Raw genomic sequence first — 16,511 nt, 5'->3', positions numbered from 1 at the left:
ATCACCCGCGCGTCCCCGCTGGACTCGCCGCCGCGTCGTCAGGCGGCGTCCCGGGCGAACTGGAGCTGTCCTGCCTGCACCGCGACGCGCACGCGGTCTCCCGCGCCGAACTCACCCGCGAGGATGCGCTCCGCCAGCGGGCCTTCCACCAGCCGCTGCACCACCTGGCGCATCGGCCGCGCGCCGAGCTGCGGATCGAAGCCTCCCGACTTGAGCAGGTGCCCCACCACGTCCGCGCCCGCCGTGTAGACGATGCCGCGCTCCGTCGCGAGCCGCTTGCTGCTCTCCGCCAGGATGAGCGTGGCGATCTTCGCCACCTCCAGCTCCACCAGCGGGCGGAACGGCATCCGCTCATCGATGCGGTTCCACAGCTCCGGGGGCAGGGCCTTGCGCGCGGTGTCCGACGCCAGGTCCAGCGCGTTCCCCGCCGCCGCGTCCGCCGCGCCGAAGCCCACCGCGCGGCCCGTGCGCGAGAACGCATCCGCGCCCAGGTTCGTGGTCATCACGATGACCGTGTTCGAGAAGTCGATGTGGCGGCCCTTGCCGTCCGTCAGCCGGCCCTCCTCCAGCACCTGGAGGAGCAGCATCTGCACCTCGCGGTGCGCCTTCTCGATCTCGTCCAGCACCACCACCGACGACGGCCGACGGCGCACCGGCTCCGTGAGCTGCCCGCCCTCGCCGAAGCCCACGTAGCCCGCGGGCGAACCGATGAGGCGCGACACGCCGTGGGACTCGGACATCTCACTCATGTCCAGGCGCACCAGCGCGTCCCGGTTGCCGAACAGCACCTCCGCCAGCGCCCGCGCCATCTCCGTCTTGCCCACGCCCGTGGGGCCCAGGAAGAGGAAGCTGCCCATGGGGCGGCGCGACGCGAAGCCCGCGTAGTTGCGCCGGATGACCCGCGCGATGCGGCCAATGGCCTCGCCGTGGCCGATCACGCGCTGCGCCAGGTCGTCCTCCAGCCGCAGCAGCCGCGCCGAGTCGTTCATCAGCAGCCGCTCTTCCGGCACGCCCGCAAGCTTCGCCACCACCCGCGCCACGTCCGCCGCCTCCACCCGGTGCTTGCCCTCGCGGTGGCAGCGGCTGCCTGCCAGGTCCACCACGCTGATGGCCTTGTCGGGCATGAACCGGTCCGTCACGTAGCGGCTGGCCAGCGACGCGGCGGCCTCCAGCGCGTCCGGCAGGTAGCGCAGGCCGTGGTGCTCCTCGTAGCGCCCGATGATGCCCTTGAGGATCTCCACCGTCTCCGGCACCGACGGCTCGTTCACCGTCACCGACGTGAAGCGCCGCTCCAGCGCTGGATCCGCCGCGATGAACTTGCGGTACTCGTCGTGCGTCGTCGCGCCGATGCAGGGGAACTCGCCGCGCGCCATCGCCGTCTTCAGCTCGTTGGCCGCGTCCTGCGGGCCGTCGCCCGTGGAGCCCGCGCCCACCAGGGTGTGGATCTCGTCGATGAACACCACCACGCGCCCCTCGGCCCGCCGCACCTCTTCCTTCAGGGCGTTGAGCTTCTCGGAGAACGAGCCGCGCAGCTGCGTGCCCGCCACCAGCGTGGCCATGTCCAGCTCGACGAGGATCTTCTCCGCCAGCGTGCCGCGCAGGCCCAGCAGGCGCTGCGCCACGCCCTCCACCACCGCCGTCTTGCCCACGCCGGGCTCGCCCAGCAGACAGGGGTTGTTCGTGCGGCGCTTGCCCAGGATGTCGATGACCTCCTCGACCTCCCGCGCGCGGCCCACCACCGGGTCCAGCTTCCCCTCGCGCGCCGCCTGGCTCAGGTTGCGGCCCAGGGAGGTGAGCATGGGGAACGCCTTCGCATCCAGCGTCAGCGCTCCGCCCTTCGCCTGCGCGGGGGCCGGCGGCGTCGGACGCGAAACGGGGGCCATGGGCGCGGGCGGCGGCGCGGACGGCGTCGCCCGGGCGACCGGCGCCGCGGGGGCCGGAGGCGCCATGCGCGGCATCGGCGGGATGGCCTGCTCGGGCGGGGCCGCCTGCGACGCGTCGTCCTCGTCCACGTCGATGAGGTCTCGCGGCGACAGCGCGGGCGTCATCCGGGCGGCCGGCGGCGGCACCGTGACGGGCGGCGTCATCACCGGGGCCGGGCGCGGCACGCTCAGGGCCAGGGTGGAGAAGGGCAGGGGGGAGGGCGGCGCGCCCACCGGACGGCTCACCGGCGCGCGCGTGGTCACCGCCTGGCCGTAGCCCGGCTGGAGCCGGCGCGGAACGCCGCCGCTGGTGGAGTAGGACAGCGCCGTGTTGGACAGCGAGATGAGGTCGATGCCCGTTCGCGCGAGCAGGTCCGACGCGGCGCAGCGCTTGCGGATGATGGCGATGAGCAGGTGCAGGCAGTCCGCCTCCCCGGAGCGCGAGTTGCTGGCCAGCTCGCGCGCGCGCGCCGTCAGCTCGTTCACGACGCTGCCCGCTTCCGCCGGCGCCTCCGTGATGAGCTGCAGCAGCGCGTCCTCGTCCACCCCCTTCTCCTTCAGGAGGAGCTGGGCGCGGTTCTCCACCGTGAAGAGCGCAAGCAGCACATGGGCCGACGTGGGCTTCTGGGCGACGCTGCGAGCGATGTCATGCGCCTCATGAAGAACCTGGGCGAGATCCGTGCTGTCGACCATTCATGCTCCGGCAAGCGTGCAGCCGAGCGGAATACACCGTCCGGGCCCCCGCCGCAAAATTTAGGCTACAGACCGCTACAGGATGGATGCAAGGCGCGCTAAAAGCTGGGCTCGCCGCCGGAATTCGATTGGCTGCCTGCCCGTTTCCCGAGTCAATTCAAGGGGACCGGGCAATCACTCCGGGGGGGCTGCGTAATCCGCCCAGAGAACCCATCCCTATGACCTCCCTTGTTCAACCGGCGCGCGTCTTCGTGGACCCCCTCGACGGCACGCGCTCCGCCGTCGAGGCCCGCCGCTGGCTTTGGCCCCTCATCATCCTCGCCCTGTGCGTCGCCGCCTCCGGCACCGCGTACGCCCTGCGCTGGGACGCGACCGCCTCCGTGGTGGGCGCCCTCCCGACGGACGTCGGCGCGCCCACCGTGTCCGAGTCCGACATCGCCGAGCAGATCCAGACCGCGTCGCGCAAGGCGCTGGTGGGCGGCATCGCCAAGGGCCTGCTCGCGATGCCCATGTCCGTGCTGATGCTGGCGTGCGTCCTGTGGGTGTGCGCCTGGCTCTTCAGCCGGCCCGCGTCCTTCGGGCAGTTGATGGCCGCCGCCGCGGTGGCCCTGCTGCCCATCGCGCTCTACCACCTCATCTACGCGGTGTGCGCCAGCCTCCAGTATTCGCTCACGGACCTGCGCGCCGCCCGGCTCGTGCCCTCCAACCTCGCCCTGCTGAGCGGCCTGTCTCCGAAGATGGAGCGGGTGTTGCGCGGGGTGGACTTCTTCAACCTGTGGAGCGTGGGCCTGCTGGGCGTGGGCTTCTCCACCGCCACCGGGATGCGCCTGGGCCGGTCGCTGCTGCTCGCGCTGGTGCTCTACGTCATGTACGCCGGCATCTTCTTCATCGGACTTCCCGCAGGCGGTGGAAAGTGAACGCCCTCCTCGTCGTCACCGCGCTGCTCACCGCCACGCCCATCACGCTGGAGGAGACGCGCACCCTGGGCCGCAAGAACACCCAGGCCCTGCAGGCCGTGCTGGACGTGACCGTGGCGCAGGAGGACCAGCGCGCGGCGCGCTCCAGCCTGCTGCCCCAGGTGCAGTTCGGCATCGGCCCCAGCCTCAACTACCTGGGCCGGCGCCGGCAGGTCGTCACCATCCCCATCTCCGAAACGGAGGTCCTCACGCGCGAGGTGGAGAGCAGCTCCAACACCGCCGACAGCTACAACGCGAACCTGGGCCTGTCGCAGGTCATCTACAACCGCGGCCTCTGGAAGCAGCTGGAGCAGGCGGGCGTCAACGTGGACGCGACGAAGAACCTGGCCCTGGAGGAGGCGGACACCTCCGAGCTGGAGGCCATCCGCCGCTTCTTCGCGCTCTTCCTGTCGCAGGCCACGCTGGACGTGCTCAATGCCACCGTGACGCGCAGCGAGGAGCAGGTGGAGCGCTCGCGCGCGCTCTTCCTGGCGGGCCGCGTGGGCAAGACCGAGGAGATCTCCGCGGAGGTCAACCTGGGCAACGACCGCATCAACGTCGTGCAGCGGCAGATGCAGCTGGTGGCGGACCAGGCGCAGCTGGCCGTGTGGCTGGCCCGTCCCGGGACCGAGATCCTCCAGGCCGTGGACCCCGGGGTGTTCCAGCAGGAGCCCGCGCCCGCGCCTGCCCTGGACGACGCCCTCAAGCAGGCCCGGCAGCACCGCGCCCTGCTGCGCGCGCTCGTCCAGCGCGTGCGCGTGGCGGAGCTCCAGCGCGCCATCGTGCAGGGGGACTACATCCCGCGGGTGGGCCTGGGCGCGCGGTATGACCACACCAGCCAGGACCTGGGCCCGTTCTTCAGCGAGGCCCGCCTGGGCAACACCTTCAATGGCGGCATCACCCTGACGTGGGACCTGTTCAACGGCTTCCTCACCGACGCCCAGTCCGCGCGGGCCCAGGCCAACATCCGCAAGGCGGAGCTGACGCTTGCGCAGACGGGGCGGGAGCTGGAGGCGGAGGTGCGCCGGGCGCACCAGGCGCTGGAGGGGCAGCTCGCCTCCTCGAAGCTCGCGACCACCAACCGGGTGGCCGCCGCGCAGGGGTTGGAGCTGGCCGAGGAGCGCTTCAAGGCCGGGGCCGGCTCCACGCTGGACGTTCGTGACGCGCAGCTGAAGCTGACGCAGGCGGAGCTGGTCTTGCTCCAGAGCCGCATCGATGTCGAAATCGCCCGCTATGCCCTGTTCCGGGCCACGGGCACGCTGAACCCGGGAGACTCACAATGACGTGGTGGAAGGCGGCAATCGCCGGCGTGCTGATGCTCGGCGCGGCGGCCATCACCGTGGGCGGTCTGCGTGACCGGCCGCCCCCGACGCAGGAAGTCCAGGTGGCGAAGGCCCGCAAGGGCACCATCACCCGCACCATCACGGGCGCGGGCAAGGTGCAGGCGGCCACCACGGTGAAGATCTCCTCCAACCTGTCCGGGGACCTGGTGGCCCTGCAGGTGAAGGACGGCGACCCCGTCACCAAGGGGCAGGTGCTGGGGCGCATCGACAAGCGCTTCTACGAGGCGGCCGTGAAGCAGGCCCAGGCGTCCAGGGACGCGGCCCGCTCGGAGGTCCAGGTGGCGGAGGTGGAGGTCGCGCGGCAGAGCGCGGAGCTCGCCCGCGTGAAGGGGCTCGCGGACAAGGGGCTCGCCGCCGCTTCGGAGGTGGAGGTGACCAAGGCGCTGGTGGACACCGCCCAGGCGCGCCTGACCGCCGCCCGGCAGCGCGTGGCCCAGAACAGCGCCGTGCTGGACCAGGCCGCCACGGACCTGTCGCGCACCACGCTCCTGTCGCCCATCGACGGCAACGTCATCGAGCTGTCGCGCGAGGTGGGTGAGCGCGTGCGCGGCTCCGACTTCTCCGAGGACGTGGTGATGACCATCGCCGCGCTCAACCAGATGGAGGTCAAGTTCGAGGTGGGTGAGCACGAGGTGGTGCACCTGAAGTACGGCCAGCCCGCGGAGGTGACGCTGGACGCGCTGGAGGGCCAGTCCTTCACCGGCACCGTGGTGGAGATCGCCCAGAAGGCGCTCATCAAGAACGCGGGCACGGAGGCGGAGGTGACCAGCTTCCCCATCACCGTCGCCCTGGACGCGCGGCCTCCCGGCGTGCTGCCCGGCATGAGCGCCGAGGCGCGCATCAGCGCGGAGACGCACCAGGACGCGGTGCTGGTGCCCATCCAGGCCGTCACGGTGCGCTCCGAGCGCTCGCTGCCGGACTACCAGCCGCCGGTGGAGGGGGCCGCCCTCACCGCGAAGCGCCGCACGGAGACCCTGGCCAAGGTCGTCTTCGTGGTGGACGGGGAGAACAAGGCCCAGGTGCGCCGCGTGCGCACCGGCATCGCCTCCGACACGGAGCTGGAGGTCCTGGAGGGGCTCCAGGTGGGGGACCGCGTGGTGGAGGGCCCCTACCGCACGCTGTCCAAGGAGCTGGCGAACGGGGACGCGGTGCGTGAGCCGGAAGTGCCCGCGGGCGACGGGAAGGGCGGGCGCAAGTCGTGACGACCCCTTCGGCTCCGGAGAGCGGCCCCCTCATCCTGGTGGAGGCGCTCACGCGCGCCTTCTTCGTGGGTGGCGAGGAGGTGCGCGCGCTGCGTGGCGTGACCTTCGGCATCAACCGGGGCGAATGGGTGGCCATCATCGGCCAGTCGGGCTCTGGCAAGAGCACGCTGATGAACGTGCTGGGCTGCCTGGATACGCCCACGAGCGGCCGCTACATGCTCAACGGCAAGGACGTGTCGCGCATGGACGACGACGACCTGGCCGTCATCCGCAACGTGGAGATCGGCTTCATCTTCCAGACGTTCCAGCTGCTCCCCCGGGAGACGGCGCTCGCCAACGTGGAGCTGCCGCTGGTGTACCGGGGCATGCCCGCGAAGGAGCGGCGCGAGCGGGCGAAGGCGGCGCTGGACAAGGTGCAGCTCACGCACCGCATGCACCACCGGCCCAACGAGCTGTCGGGCGGTCAGCGCCAGCGCGTCGCCATCGCGCGGGCGCTGGTGTCGGAGCCCTCCATGCTCCTGGCGGACGAGCCCACGGGCAACCTGGACTCGGCCACCGGCGAGGAGATCGTCAAGCTCTTCGAGCAGCTCCACCAGGCGGGCCACACGCTGGTGCTCGTCACGCACGAGCCCAAGCTGGCGGCGCGCTGTCCCCGGGCCATCCGCCTGAGCGACGGTGAGATCATCGCGGACGGGCCCGGCCCGGAGGTGGCGCTGGGCGGCACCGGCGTGCTGCCGCCACAGGTGGGCCACGCATGAAGTTCAGTCATCGCTTCCGGGTGGACGTGCTGGAGGGGGCCCGCATCGCGGTGTTCTCCCTGCGCGCCAACCGGATGCGGACGGTGCTCACGACGCTGGGCATCGGCATTGGCGTTGCGACGCTCCTGGCCATCGTCGGCATCATCCAGGGGCTCAACACGTCGTTCGACAAGCAGCTGGCCACCCTGGGCGCGAACACCATCTACGTCTCCAAGTTCCCCTGGATGATCAAGGGCAACTGGTGGGTGTTCCGCAACCGCAAGAACCTCACGCTGGAGCAGGTGGCGCAGGTGCGCCAGCAGGCGGACTTCATCACCGCCATCTCCCCGGCGGTGCTGCGCACGTCGGACGTGGCGCATGGCGCGATGCAGGTCTCCAACGTGCGCGTCAACGGCGTGTGGAGCGACTACCTCACCATCGGCAACTACGAGGTGGTGTCCGGCCGCTTCCTCACCCGCGCGGACGAAGAGGTGAACCGGCCGGTGACGGTGCTGGGCGCGGAGGTGGCGGCCACGCTCTTTCCCAGCGTCAGCCCGCTGGGGCAGACGGTGCGCATCGACGGGAAGCCCTTCCAGGTGGTGGGCACGCTGGGGCGCAAGGGCAAGGTCGTGTCGGAGAACATGGACCTGGCCGTGTACATGCCCTTCAAGACCTTCAACTCCAGCTTCGGCAAGGGGCGGCCCATGCAGATCGCCATCGCGGTGGCGGACGCCGGGCGGATCCACCAGGCGGAGGACCAGCTCGTCGGCATCCTGCGGCGCGTGCGCTCGACGCCGCCGGGCGTGCCGGACGACTTCTCCATCAACCGGCCGGACACGCTCGCGGCCACCTATGAGCAGCTCACCGGGGCGCTCTACGCGGTGGCCACCGGCGTGGGGCTCATCACGCTGCTGGTGGGCGGCATCGGCATCATGAACATCATGCTGGTGTCGGTGCGCGAGCGGACGCGGGAGATTGGCGTCCGGCGGGCGCTGGGCGCGCGGCAGCGCACCATCGTCATCCAGTTCCTGATGGAGGCCTCCAGCGTGTCCGCGGTGGGGGGCCTGCTGGGCACGACGGTGGGGCTGGGGACGGCGAAGCTCGTGTCGCTGGTGACACCGCTGGCGGCGGACGTGCGGCCGAGCACGGTGCTGGGCGGGGTGGCGTTCGCGGCGCTGGTGGGCCTGCTGTTCGGCATCTGGCCGGCGGCCCGGGCCGCGCGGCTGGACCCCGTGGAAGCGCTCCGCTACGAATAGGCGATGCGCGCGTTCCTGGACAACCTGCGGCTGGCGCTGGGCACGTTCCTGGGCAACCCGCTGCGCTCGCTCTTGACGCTGCTGGGCATCGTCATCGGCGTGGCCACGGTCATCACGATGATGGCGCTCATCGAGGGGCTGCGCGAACAGGTGAACAAGAACCTGGGCAGCCTGGGCGCGCACACCTTCGAGGTGACGAAGTGGCCCACGGGCTTCGGCCGCATCAACTGGGCGAAGTACGCCAAGCGCAAGGACCTCTACGGCGAGGACGTGAAGGCCATCCTGGAGGCGTGTCCCTCCGTGGGCGCGGCCACGCCCATGGACATGGAGTGGGGCAAGAAGCTGGCGACGGCCTTCCGGGAGACGCACCCGTCGGTGAGGATCCTGGGCACGGAGCCCACGTACCTGGCGACCAGCGGGGTGGCGGTCACCAACGGCCGCTTCTTCAACGAGACGGAGTCGCTGGACGGCCGCCCGGTGATGGTCATTGGCGTGGACGTGGCGGACGCGCTGTTCCCGGGCACGGATCCGGTGGGCTCCGACGTGCGGTTGAAGGGCCGGCCCTTCCGCGTCATCGGCGTGTTGCAGAAGCGCGGCAGCGTCATGGGCATGGCCAGCCAGGACAACCAGGTGGCCATCCCGATGCGGGCCTTCCAGCAGCTCTACGGAAAGCACCGCTCGGTGGAGATCGCCGTCCAGGCGCGCGACGGCAGCCTGTTCCAGAAGGCGCAGGACGAGGTGGTGAACCTGCTGCGCCGCCGCCGTGAGCTGACGCCGCAGGAGGCCAACGACTTCGAGGTGCACACCAACGAGTCGATGACGGCCTCCTTCAACGAGCTCTCCCAGGTCATCGCGCTGGCGGGCGTGGGCGTGTGCCTGCTGTCGCTGGTGGTGGGCGGCATCGGCATCCTGAACATCATGCTGATGTCGGTGACGGAGCGGACGCGGGAGATTGGCATCCGCAAGGCGCTGGGCGCGCGCCGCCGCCGCATCCTGGGCCAGTTCGCCACGGAGGCGGTGCTGCTGTCGCTCTTCGGCGGGCTGCTGGGCGTGGGGCTGGGCTTCGGGTTCGTGTTCCTGGGCAAGTGGGTGCTGCTGTTCCCCATGAGCGTGCCCGCCTGGGCCGTGGCGCTGTCGCTGGGGATGAGCTGCGGGGTGGGGCTGCTGTTCGGCATCTACCCGGCCTCCCGCGCGGCGAAGCTGGACCCGGTGGAGGCGATGCGCACGGAGTAGGGCGTGAGGGAGGCCGTCACGAGCGCGATGGCGGCGCCCGCGCAAGATCGGTAGCGTGCGCGGGTCCCTTGCGCACGGGTGAACCCCCATGACCACGTCCTCCTCCCCGCTGTCGTCGCCCGAGGCCCCCGAGCCGTACCGTCTGCGGTTGATCACGCGCGACGACGCGGATGAAATGGTCGCGATGTACGGCGAGCCGGAGACCGCGCGGAGCCTCAACCTGGAGGTGCCGCTGCGCCCCGAGATCATCCGCGAGAAGCTGGCGGTGGACCTGGAGGCGATGCGCCGGGGCGAGGCCATCCGCTGGGTGCTGTTCTCCCGGGAGGATGAGAAGCCCCTGGGCTTCCTGTCGCTCTTCAACTGGAACGTGAAGGCCCGGCGCGCGGAGGTGGGCTACATGGTGGCGCGCAGGGTGTGGGGACAGGGCGTGATGAAGACGCTGCTGCCCGTGATGGTGCGCTTCGGCTTCGAGCAGATGGGACTGCACCGCATGGAAGCCCTGGTGTCGGTGCGGAATCCTGCCTCGCTGCGGGTGCTGACGCGCGCGGGGTTCCGCCAGGAAGGTGTGCTGCGGAGCTACCAGCCCACGCCGGGCGGGGGGTTCGTCGACATGCACATGTTGTCGCTGCTGGAGGATGAGTGGCGAGCGGCCCTCGCGACGTAGGGCGCACGCGGCTTCATGCGCGCGTCACGGCAGCTCGCGCGCGAACTGCTCACGGTAGCGGGTCTTGAGCAGGCCCAGGTGCTTCGTCCCCCGGTACTCACGGGCGAGCAGGTGCCAGGCTTCGGTGCGCGTGGGCTCCAGCGCGATGACGCGCTCCAGGTGAGCCCGCGCGCGGGTGTGCGCCCGCGTGTTCGTCGCCAGCACGCCGAGCATCAGGTGGGCCTGCACGGCGTCCTCCCGCGCGGCGAGCACGCGCTCGCAGGCGCTGCGCGCGGGGGCCAGCCGCCCCTGGAGCAGGTGAAGCTCGCACTGCACCAGCGCGACGGAAGGGCTCCGCGGAAACGCCTGGGCGAGCGCGGTGATGCGAGCGCTCGCGGTCCTGGACGAGCCCGTGTGCAGCAGGGACTCGATGTCGAAGACCTCGCGCACGAGGGCCCCTTCCCGTGAGGGGGCCACCCGGGGCGCGGAGTCCGCGGGCGGCGGGGGGCCGGCGCCCGCGTCGGAGCGCTCCGGCAGCGCCACCTGGCGCCGAACCCGGAGGGCCTGTTCGAGCACCGTGTCCGAAGCGGCGAGCCCGGGCGCCCGGGCCGCGGCCTCTTCCGCCCACGTCACGCAGCGGGCGCGCAGGAAGAGTCCCGCCAGGTCCGCCCACAGCGAGGGCTCCGCGTCGGCCCGGGCCTCCAGGTTCCGCCGGGCCGCCAGCAGGTTGTCCTGCGCCGCGTCGAACCGGCCCGCGTGCAGGTGGAGCAGCGCGACGTTCATGCGCAGCGAGGGCTCGTCGGGGAACCGCGTGATGGCCCGCTCACAGCGCTCCTGCGTGGAGGGCGAGGCCGGCGTGAGGTGCACGGCGAGGTAGCACGCGAGCAGCTGCACGCGTTCATCGTGGGGGTGTCCCTGGGCCAGTGGCTCCAGGGCCTCGGCGGCCAGCTCCGCGCGCCCCGCCTTCTCCAGCGCGATGACCTCCGCGAGGCGCTGGCGCTCCGGTGGCGTCAACGCCCTGGGCGCGCCCTCGGGCCCCAGCACCGCGTGGGCCCCGCGGACCCGCTCGGTCCACGCGAGGAGGAAGTCACGCTCCGGCCCGTCCCATGCCGGCCCCACCATGCCCGCCAACACCGCTTTCAGCTCGCGCGCCCACCTTCGCTGGGCCTCCAGCTCCACCCGGGCCCGAGGCAGCGACCGCAAGCCCGCCGCGAGCAGCGCCGTGGTCCGGGCGTCGAAGCCCGACCGGGCCGCGTCGTACTTCGGCGACATCCACCCGGGCGGCTCGCGCACGTGCAGCGCGCCCAGCGTGTGTGCCCACTCATGCAGCAGGGCGGAGACCTCCAGGTGCTGGCGCGCCTCCACCGGGACGGTGGCGTTGATGCCCCGCAGCACGCAGTGCCGTCCCAGCACCCGCGCGAAGCCCAGCTCGTGCTGTGACTCGCTGAAGACCGACGGCGCGGACACCAGCCCGACGACGAGGTCCACGTCCTCGCCCGCATCCAACGCCTCCAGCGCTACGACGACCGGCTCCAGGGAGCCCTCGGACCCGCGCCGGTCCCAGGCCCGCGCCGACTCCAGCGCGAACGTCACCCGCAGTGGCCCCCGCACCGCCTCGCTCGCGCGCTGGAGCCGGTCCTTGAAGGCCCGCTCCCAGTGGGGAACCTGCGCCCGGTGCTCCGCGTCCGCGTACACGCGGACCCGCAGCGTGCGCGAAGCAGGGGCAGGGGAGGAGGAGCCGTCCGCTGCGTCGGGGGCCCGTGCACGCGAGGGCTCCACGGACGCGCAGTGCAGGCTGAGCAGCCCCAGGACGACGAAGGCGAAGTGCCGGAGCCCGCGCGGCGTCCGCTGGGACCCGGAGTTCATGGGTTGGGGCTTTTGTGAATCAGGGAGGATCCGGCCCCAACCCGTCAGGGGAGGCGGTGGGCCTGCGGGGCCTTCACCGCCATCACCCGGGGGGTTGGGTCAACTTCAGGCCGCGGCGTCCTCTTCCTTCGAGGGCTCCACCGCGTTGACGATCCAGTCAATCGCCTTGTGCTCCCAGTCGGGATCCTTCGACGCGTCGATGTAGCGCTCCCACTCGTACACGCCGCTCTGCTTCGACATGCGCACCATCATCAGGCGCGCCACGGTGCTGTCGAGCACCACCGAAGAGCGCACCATGCCGTTCTGCTTCAGCCAGACCATGGCCTGCTTGATGACGTCCTGGGTTTCGGGCGGATTCGCGCGCTGGCTGCGGATGTCCACCATCAGCCCGAATGGCCGGCCCTTCTTCACCGCCACCTTCGTGCGCAGGTCGTTGAACCAGGCCGTGATTTCGGGAAGCAGGATGTAGCCAGGTGCATTGATCCTGAAGCCGTACTCCGTCCGCAGATTCTCGATCATGACAACCCCCACGTTGGATTCGTCGGACGCGTGCGCCCCTCTGTAATAGCCAGGGCGCGTGCGCCCCTGGAGCCTAGCGCAACCTGATGCGTTCGTGGATCCAGACGCGGCACACTTCCGTACGCGCGCGCGAAACCCGTTCTCCAAGTGAAGACAGGAAGACGTTTGGCCCTGGACAGCGCAATCTGTCCTGAAGTGTGAGAATCCAGCCTCAGCCGAACTTTCCATGAGAAATTACTTCCCACTGCCCAACTGCTCGGCTAGAAGGCAGCTGCATCTTTGCAGCAAGCCCGCAAGACTGTGCGTGCACCGGGGGTTTCCCCGACTCGGTGACAGCGACTCGAAGTGGAATTTCGAGTCGGTTGGGACCCGGGGCCTTGGAGAAGCCTTTCGATGTCGACCTCCTCGCTTGCTGAGCTGCAGATCACCGCGTCGTCCGCGTCGCGGTCGGAGCTGCCCCTCAACGTGCTCCGTCACGACACGCCGGCGCCGGAGGCGATGGACGGGCTGCAGGCGCGCCACGGCGACCCCATCCCGATGTACGGGGAGGCGAACGCGCGCGGCTTCAAGACGGTGGAGGACCTGACGGTCGCCGACTGCGTCCTCGCGCACCTGGAGGCCGAGCAGGTGGAGGCCGTGTTCGGCATCCCTGGCGGCAACCTCGCGCCCTTTCAGCAGGCGCTGCGCAAGCACGGCTCCATGCGCTTCATCATCGCGTCGCACGAAGGCGGCGCGGCGTTCATGGCGGACGGCTACGCGCGCGCCACGGGCAAGCTGGGCGTGTGCATGGTGACGGCGGGTCCGGGCGCGACCAACGCGATGACGGGCGTGGCGTCCGCGCACCTGGACGGCGTGCCCCTGCTCACCATCAGCGGCAACGTGTCCACGGAGCGCGTGGGCCTGTTCGCGATGCAGGAGAGCAACAGCACGCACGGCGTGAACACGGTGGAGATGTTCCGCCAGGCCTGCGCCAGCTCCGCGGCCGTCGTGGACGCGCAGAGCCTGCCGCGCCTGTTGCAGCGGGCGATGCGCACCTCGCAGGGCCTGCCCGGCGGCGCCACGCACCTGAGCATCCCCACCAACGTCGCCCGCCAGCCCATCCAGCGCGCGACGGTGCCCACCACGCGCGGGGCCTTCCGCGCGCGTCCGGCCGCCGCCCCCTTCGAGGACCTGCGCGCCGCCTTCTCCATGCTGCGCACCGCGCGCCGCCCGTTGATCCTCCTGGGCGCCGGCGCCCGCGCGGCCATGGAGGAGCACGGCGACGCGTTCAACGCGTTCGTCACCCAGCACGGCATCCCGGTGACGAGCAGCCTGCGCGGCAAGGGGCTGTTCTCCGAGCGCGAGCCCCTGTGCCTGGGCGTGGTGGGGCTGGGCGGCAGCAAGCGCGTGGAGGCGTACCTGCGCGACGGCGTGGACGTGCTCCTGGTGCTGGGCAGCCGCCTGGGTGAGTGGGCCAGCCGCAGCTTCCACAAGTACTTCCAGTCCATCCACCACGTCATCCAGGTGGACGTGGAGGCGGCGAACATCGGCCAGTTGCTGCCGGTGCGGCTGCCCATCGTGGCGGACGCGGGGTCGGTGGTGACGGGCCTGGCGGAGCTGGGGCAGATGATTGGCCCGTCCAGCGGCGCGCGGGTGCAGGAGCGCTGGGCGCAGGTGATGGCGCTCCATGAGCCCGCGCCCGCCGTGTGCGCGCCCCAGGCGAAGGGCATGGTGAAGCCGCAGCAGCTGCTGGCGGAGCTTGATCGGCACCTCAGCCCGGAGATGGACCTCTACATCGACATCGGCAACTGCACGGGCTGGACGTCGCACCTGCTCCATGTGTCTCCCCCCGCGCGCATCTTCTACCCCACGGGTCTGACGTCCATGGGCTGGTCCTGCGGCGCCGTCGTGGGCGGCAAGATTGGCCGGCCGGAGCGCGCCGCGGTGGCCGTCGTCGGTGACGGCGCGTTCCTGATGAACGGCGTGGAGCTGCTCACGGCGTCGCGCTACCGCGTGGGCACGGTGACCATCGTGCTCAACGACAACGCGCTGGGCATGGTGAACCACGCCGAGCACATGCAGGACACGGCGTATCCGCTGGAGGACGAGTTCTACGGCCTGGGCAACCCGGACCTGGAGCGCTTCTCGGAGTCGCTGGGCGCGAAGGTCTACACGGTGGACGGGCCCGGTCAGCTGGACGCGCTGCTGCCGGAAGTGCTGCGCCGCGCGGACGCGTCGGGCCAGCCGCAGGTCATCGTCGCGCACATCGACTACCGCGAGGTGCCGCCGTACGGCGACCGCTTCGCCGCGGTGGCGTCCGACGGGAAGTAGCAGCGCATGACGTCCGCTTCGTTCGCGCTCCTGGGCGCGGGGGCCGCGCTGCCCGCCCGGGTGCGCGGCAACGACGAGCCGCTCTTCGAGCCGCTGCGCCGCGCCGCCGCGGAAGGGGGCGGCGAGGTCGCGCTCTTCTACGGCAACCGCGAGCGCCGCGTGCTCGGGCCCGACGAGTCGCTGGCATCGCTCACCGCGAAGGCGGGCGCGGCCGCGCTCCAGGTCGCGGGGCTGAAGGCCTCCGACGTGGACCGGCTCTACGGCTACGTGTCCGTGTCGGAGTTCATCACGCCCAACGCGCTCTACGCCGTGCACCAGGAGCTGGGGCTGGGGCAGGGGGCGCTGGTGGTGCCGGTGCAGGCGGACTTCGTCAACTTCCTCATGGGCGTGGTGCTCGCGTGGGAGGCGCTGCGCGCGGGCTCCATCCGGTACGCGCTGGTGGCGGTGGGCGCGGCCTGGACGCGCAACATGGACTACACGCAGGGCCACGCCATCGGCATCGGGGATGGCGCCGGGGCCGCGGTGGTGGGCGCCTCGGAGCCCGGAGGCGGGCTCACGCTCGTGGACTGGGCGGCGGACACCTTCAGCGACGAGTACGGCGCGATGACGATGGGCGCGCGGCCGGAGTCGGGGCTCGGCTACCCTACCTACGGCCTGGCGCCCACGGGCGGCATCAAGGCGTTCCTGTCGTCGGGGATGAACGGTCCTCCCCGGCTGGTGGAGCGACTGCTGGCGAAGCACGGCGTGTCACGCGACGACGTGACGCTCATCTCGCATCAGGCCACGCGCAAGCTGATGGACCACTGGGCCCAGGCCATCCGTCCGCGCGAGTACGTGGACACCTTCGAGGACTTCGGGAACATGGTGCACGCGTCCATCCCGGTGACGCTTGCGCGGTTCCACCACCGGCTGCGCACGAAGTACCTGGTGATGGTGGGCCTGGGCATTGGCGCGCACCAGATGGCCGTGCTGGTGCGCGTCTGAGGCGTGGGCGCTACTGGTCGTCGCAGGGTGTGCCCAGCCGGATGCCCGTGTAGACGCCCAGCTCGTTGTAGATGAGCGGCAGGTTCTGCTCCACGGGCACGTTGCGCAGGGTGACCTCCTTGCGCGGGTTCTCAATCCACACGGGCGTCTGGGCGCGGTCGATGACGAGCCGCAGCTGGCCCTTCTTCGTGGTGAAGATCTCCCCCTCCGAGTCCGCCACCACGTTGGTCATCTTCTGCGGCTTGAGGTCGCCGCGCGGTCCGATGAACACCCGGAAGTTGCGTGACTCCTCGGCGGTGAAGCCCTTGTCCACGTAGTAGTACGTGCCGTTCGAGTCGCGCAGCAGCGCGTGCGGGACGTACTTCTGCGGGTTGGGCGAGTACGTGGCCTTGCGCAGCAGCTCGCGCGCCGCCGTGCCGGGCAGCAGCTCCAGGGGCACCTTGCGCTCGCCGCAGCGCAGCGAACAGGTGCGCTCCTTGGTGTCCAGGGACACTTCGGAATGCACGCGCAGGTCCATGCCCTGGTAGTCGGCGGTTCCCTTGCGGTTGAAGAAGCGCGGATCCATGAACAGGGTGCCGGGCAGGAAGCCGGGGGGGCGGGGCACCACCACCAACTGCTTGCCGTCGCCGTAGAAGAGCTGCTCCTCCAGGTCTTCCGTCTCCTCGCGGGGCACGGCGACGACGTAGTGGCCCTTGCCGTCGGTGCAGACGGAGGTGGCTTCCAGGAGCATGCGCTGCCCCAGGTTCTCCGCCTTGCCCCACGGCGGTTCGACGGCGACGGAGGTGCTCGAAGCGAGGAGCACCGCGACGGTGAGGACGCGTTGGATGATCATGGTGTGCGGGCGTGG

Annotated in this window: 13 protein-coding genes; 9 read left to right on the top strand and 4 right to left on the bottom strand. The window is 71.0% G+C overall.

The window, feature by feature from the left end:
* Nucleotides 1-38 precede the first annotated feature (38 nt).
* Nucleotides 39-2,615 (bottom strand): AAA family ATPase, encoded by a 2,577-nt coding sequence (locus OV207_RS20340; RefSeq protein WP_267556779.1) that lies wholly within the window; start codon nucleotides 2,613-2,615, stop codon nucleotides 39-41.
* Between the two features lie 218 nt (nucleotides 2,616-2,833).
* Here OV207_RS20340 and OV207_RS20335 point away from each other — a divergent pair, with 218 nt between their 5' ends.
* From OV207_RS20335 to OV207_RS20305, 7 genes are all read left to right on the top strand, one after another.
* Entirely contained in the window at nucleotides 2,834-3,532 is a 699-nt protein-coding gene (locus OV207_RS20335; protein WP_267556778.1) for a YIP1 family protein, read from the top strand.
* On the top strand, nucleotides 3,529-4,854 hold the full coding sequence (locus OV207_RS20330) for a TolC family protein (protein ID WP_267556776.1): 1,326 nt from the start codon (nucleotides 3,529-3,531) through the stop codon (nucleotides 4,852-4,854). The genes OV207_RS20335 and OV207_RS20330 overlap by 4 nt, the downstream gene beginning before the upstream one ends.
* Nucleotides 4,851-6,116, top strand: coding sequence for an efflux RND transporter periplasmic adaptor subunit (locus OV207_RS20325; protein ID WP_193348586.1), 1,266 nt, complete (start codon nucleotides 4,851-4,853; stop codon nucleotides 6,114-6,116). The genes OV207_RS20330 and OV207_RS20325 overlap by 4 nt, the downstream gene beginning before the upstream one ends.
* Nucleotides 6,113-6,874 (top strand): ABC transporter ATP-binding protein, encoded by a 762-nt coding sequence (locus OV207_RS20320; RefSeq protein WP_324291547.1) that lies wholly within the window; start codon nucleotides 6,113-6,115, stop codon nucleotides 6,872-6,874. The genes OV207_RS20325 and OV207_RS20320 overlap by 4 nt, the downstream gene beginning before the upstream one ends.
* Nucleotides 6,871-8,109, top strand: a complete 1,239-nt coding sequence (locus OV207_RS20315) for an ABC transporter permease (protein ID WP_193348588.1) — start codon at nucleotides 6,871-6,873, stop codon at nucleotides 8,107-8,109. The genes OV207_RS20320 and OV207_RS20315 overlap by 4 nt, the downstream gene beginning before the upstream one ends.
* A gap of 3 nt (nucleotides 8,110-8,112) precedes the next feature.
* Nucleotides 8,113-9,342 carry an ABC transporter permease gene (locus OV207_RS20310; RefSeq protein WP_193348589.1) on the top strand — a complete coding sequence of 410 codons (1,230 nt, stop codon included), beginning with the start codon at nucleotides 8,113-8,115 and terminating at the stop codon, nucleotides 9,340-9,342.
* Between the two features lie 88 nt (nucleotides 9,343-9,430).
* Complete coding sequence (locus OV207_RS20305; protein WP_267556775.1) at nucleotides 9,431-10,006, top strand: GNAT family N-acetyltransferase; 576 nt, start codon at nucleotides 9,431-9,433, stop codon at nucleotides 10,004-10,006.
* 24 nt (nucleotides 10,007-10,030) lie between these two features.
* Here OV207_RS20305 and OV207_RS20300 read toward each other — a convergent pair whose 3' ends face one another.
* Together OV207_RS20300 and OV207_RS20295 are read right to left on the bottom strand one after the other, a co-directional pair.
* Nucleotides 10,031-11,851 carry a hypothetical protein gene (locus tag OV207_RS20300; RefSeq protein WP_267556774.1) on the bottom strand — a complete coding sequence of 607 codons (1,821 nt, stop codon included), beginning with the start codon at nucleotides 11,849-11,851 and terminating at the stop codon, nucleotides 10,031-10,033.
* A 105-nt stretch (nucleotides 11,852-11,956) separates the two neighbouring features.
* Nucleotides 11,957-12,370 (bottom strand): hypothetical protein, encoded by a 414-nt coding sequence (locus OV207_RS20295; RefSeq protein WP_120535874.1) that lies wholly within the window; start codon nucleotides 12,368-12,370, stop codon nucleotides 11,957-11,959.
* Between the two features lie 393 nt (nucleotides 12,371-12,763).
* Between OV207_RS20295 and OV207_RS20290 the strand changes: the two genes are divergently transcribed.
* Both OV207_RS20290 and OV207_RS20285 read left to right on the top strand, forming a co-directional pair.
* Nucleotides 12,764-14,680, top strand: coding sequence for a thiamine pyrophosphate-binding protein (locus tag OV207_RS20290; protein WP_193348592.1), 1,917 nt, complete (start codon nucleotides 12,764-12,766; stop codon nucleotides 14,678-14,680).
* Nucleotides 14,681-14,686: 6 nt separating this feature from the next.
* On the top strand, nucleotides 14,687-15,664 hold the full coding sequence (locus tag OV207_RS20285; protein WP_193348593.1) for a 3-oxoacyl-ACP synthase III family protein: 978 nt from the start codon (nucleotides 14,687-14,689) through the stop codon (nucleotides 15,662-15,664).
* A gap of 10 nt (nucleotides 15,665-15,674) precedes the next feature.
* On the opposite strand, the gene OV207_RS20280 is transcribed toward OV207_RS20285, so the two are convergent.
* The gene (locus OV207_RS20280; RefSeq protein ID WP_193348594.1) at nucleotides 15,675-16,496 is read right to left on the bottom strand and encodes a hypothetical protein; all 822 of its coding nucleotides are present in this window, start codon (nucleotides 16,494-16,496) and stop codon (nucleotides 15,675-15,677) included.
* Nucleotides 16,497-16,511 lie beyond the last annotated feature (15 nt).

Origin of the sequence: Corallococcus sp. BB11-1 (assembly GCF_026626625.1) — a bacterium.
Lineage (GTDB): Bacteria > Myxococcota > Myxococcia > Myxococcales > Myxococcaceae > Corallococcus > Corallococcus soli.
The sequence above is the reverse complement of the archived record's forward strand: the minus strand, read 5'-3'. Positions and strand labels throughout refer to the sequence as shown.

Bases quoted from the DNA above. Each gene is read 5' to 3' on its own strand.
- OV207_RS20340 (WP_267556779.1), bottom strand. From the start codon at position 2,615: ATGGTCGACAGCACGGATCTCGCCCAGGTTCTTCATGAGGCGCATGAC.
- OV207_RS20335 (WP_267556778.1), top strand. From the start codon at position 2,834: ATGACCTCCCTTGTTCAACCGGCGCGCGTCTTCGTGGACCCCCTCGAC.
- OV207_RS20325 (WP_193348586.1), top strand. From the start codon at position 4,851: ATGACGTGGTGGAAGGCGGCAATCGCCGGCGTGCTGATGCTCGGCGCG.
- OV207_RS20315 (WP_193348588.1), top strand. From the start codon at position 6,871: ATGAAGTTCAGTCATCGCTTCCGGGTGGACGTGCTGGAGGGGGCCCGC.
- OV207_RS20310 (WP_193348589.1), top strand. From the start codon at position 8,113: ATGCGCGCGTTCCTGGACAACCTGCGGCTGGCGCTGGGCACGTTCCTG.
- OV207_RS20305 (WP_267556775.1), top strand. From the start codon at position 9,431: ATGACCACGTCCTCCTCCCCGCTGTCGTCGCCCGAGGCCCCCGAGCCG.
- OV207_RS20300 (WP_267556774.1), bottom strand. From the start codon at position 11,851: ATGAACTCCGGGTCCCAGCGGACGCCGCGCGGGCTCCGGCACTTCGCC.
- OV207_RS20295 (WP_120535874.1), bottom strand. From the start codon at position 12,370: ATGATCGAGAATCTGCGGACGGAGTACGGCTTCAGGATCAATGCACCT.
- OV207_RS20290 (WP_193348592.1), top strand. From the start codon at position 12,764: ATGTCGACCTCCTCGCTTGCTGAGCTGCAGATCACCGCGTCGTCCGCG.
- OV207_RS20285 (WP_193348593.1), top strand. From the start codon at position 14,687: ATGACGTCCGCTTCGTTCGCGCTCCTGGGCGCGGGGGCCGCGCTGCCC.
- OV207_RS20280 (WP_193348594.1), bottom strand. From the start codon at position 16,496: ATGATCATCCAACGCGTCCTCACCGTCGCGGTGCTCCTCGCTTCGAGC.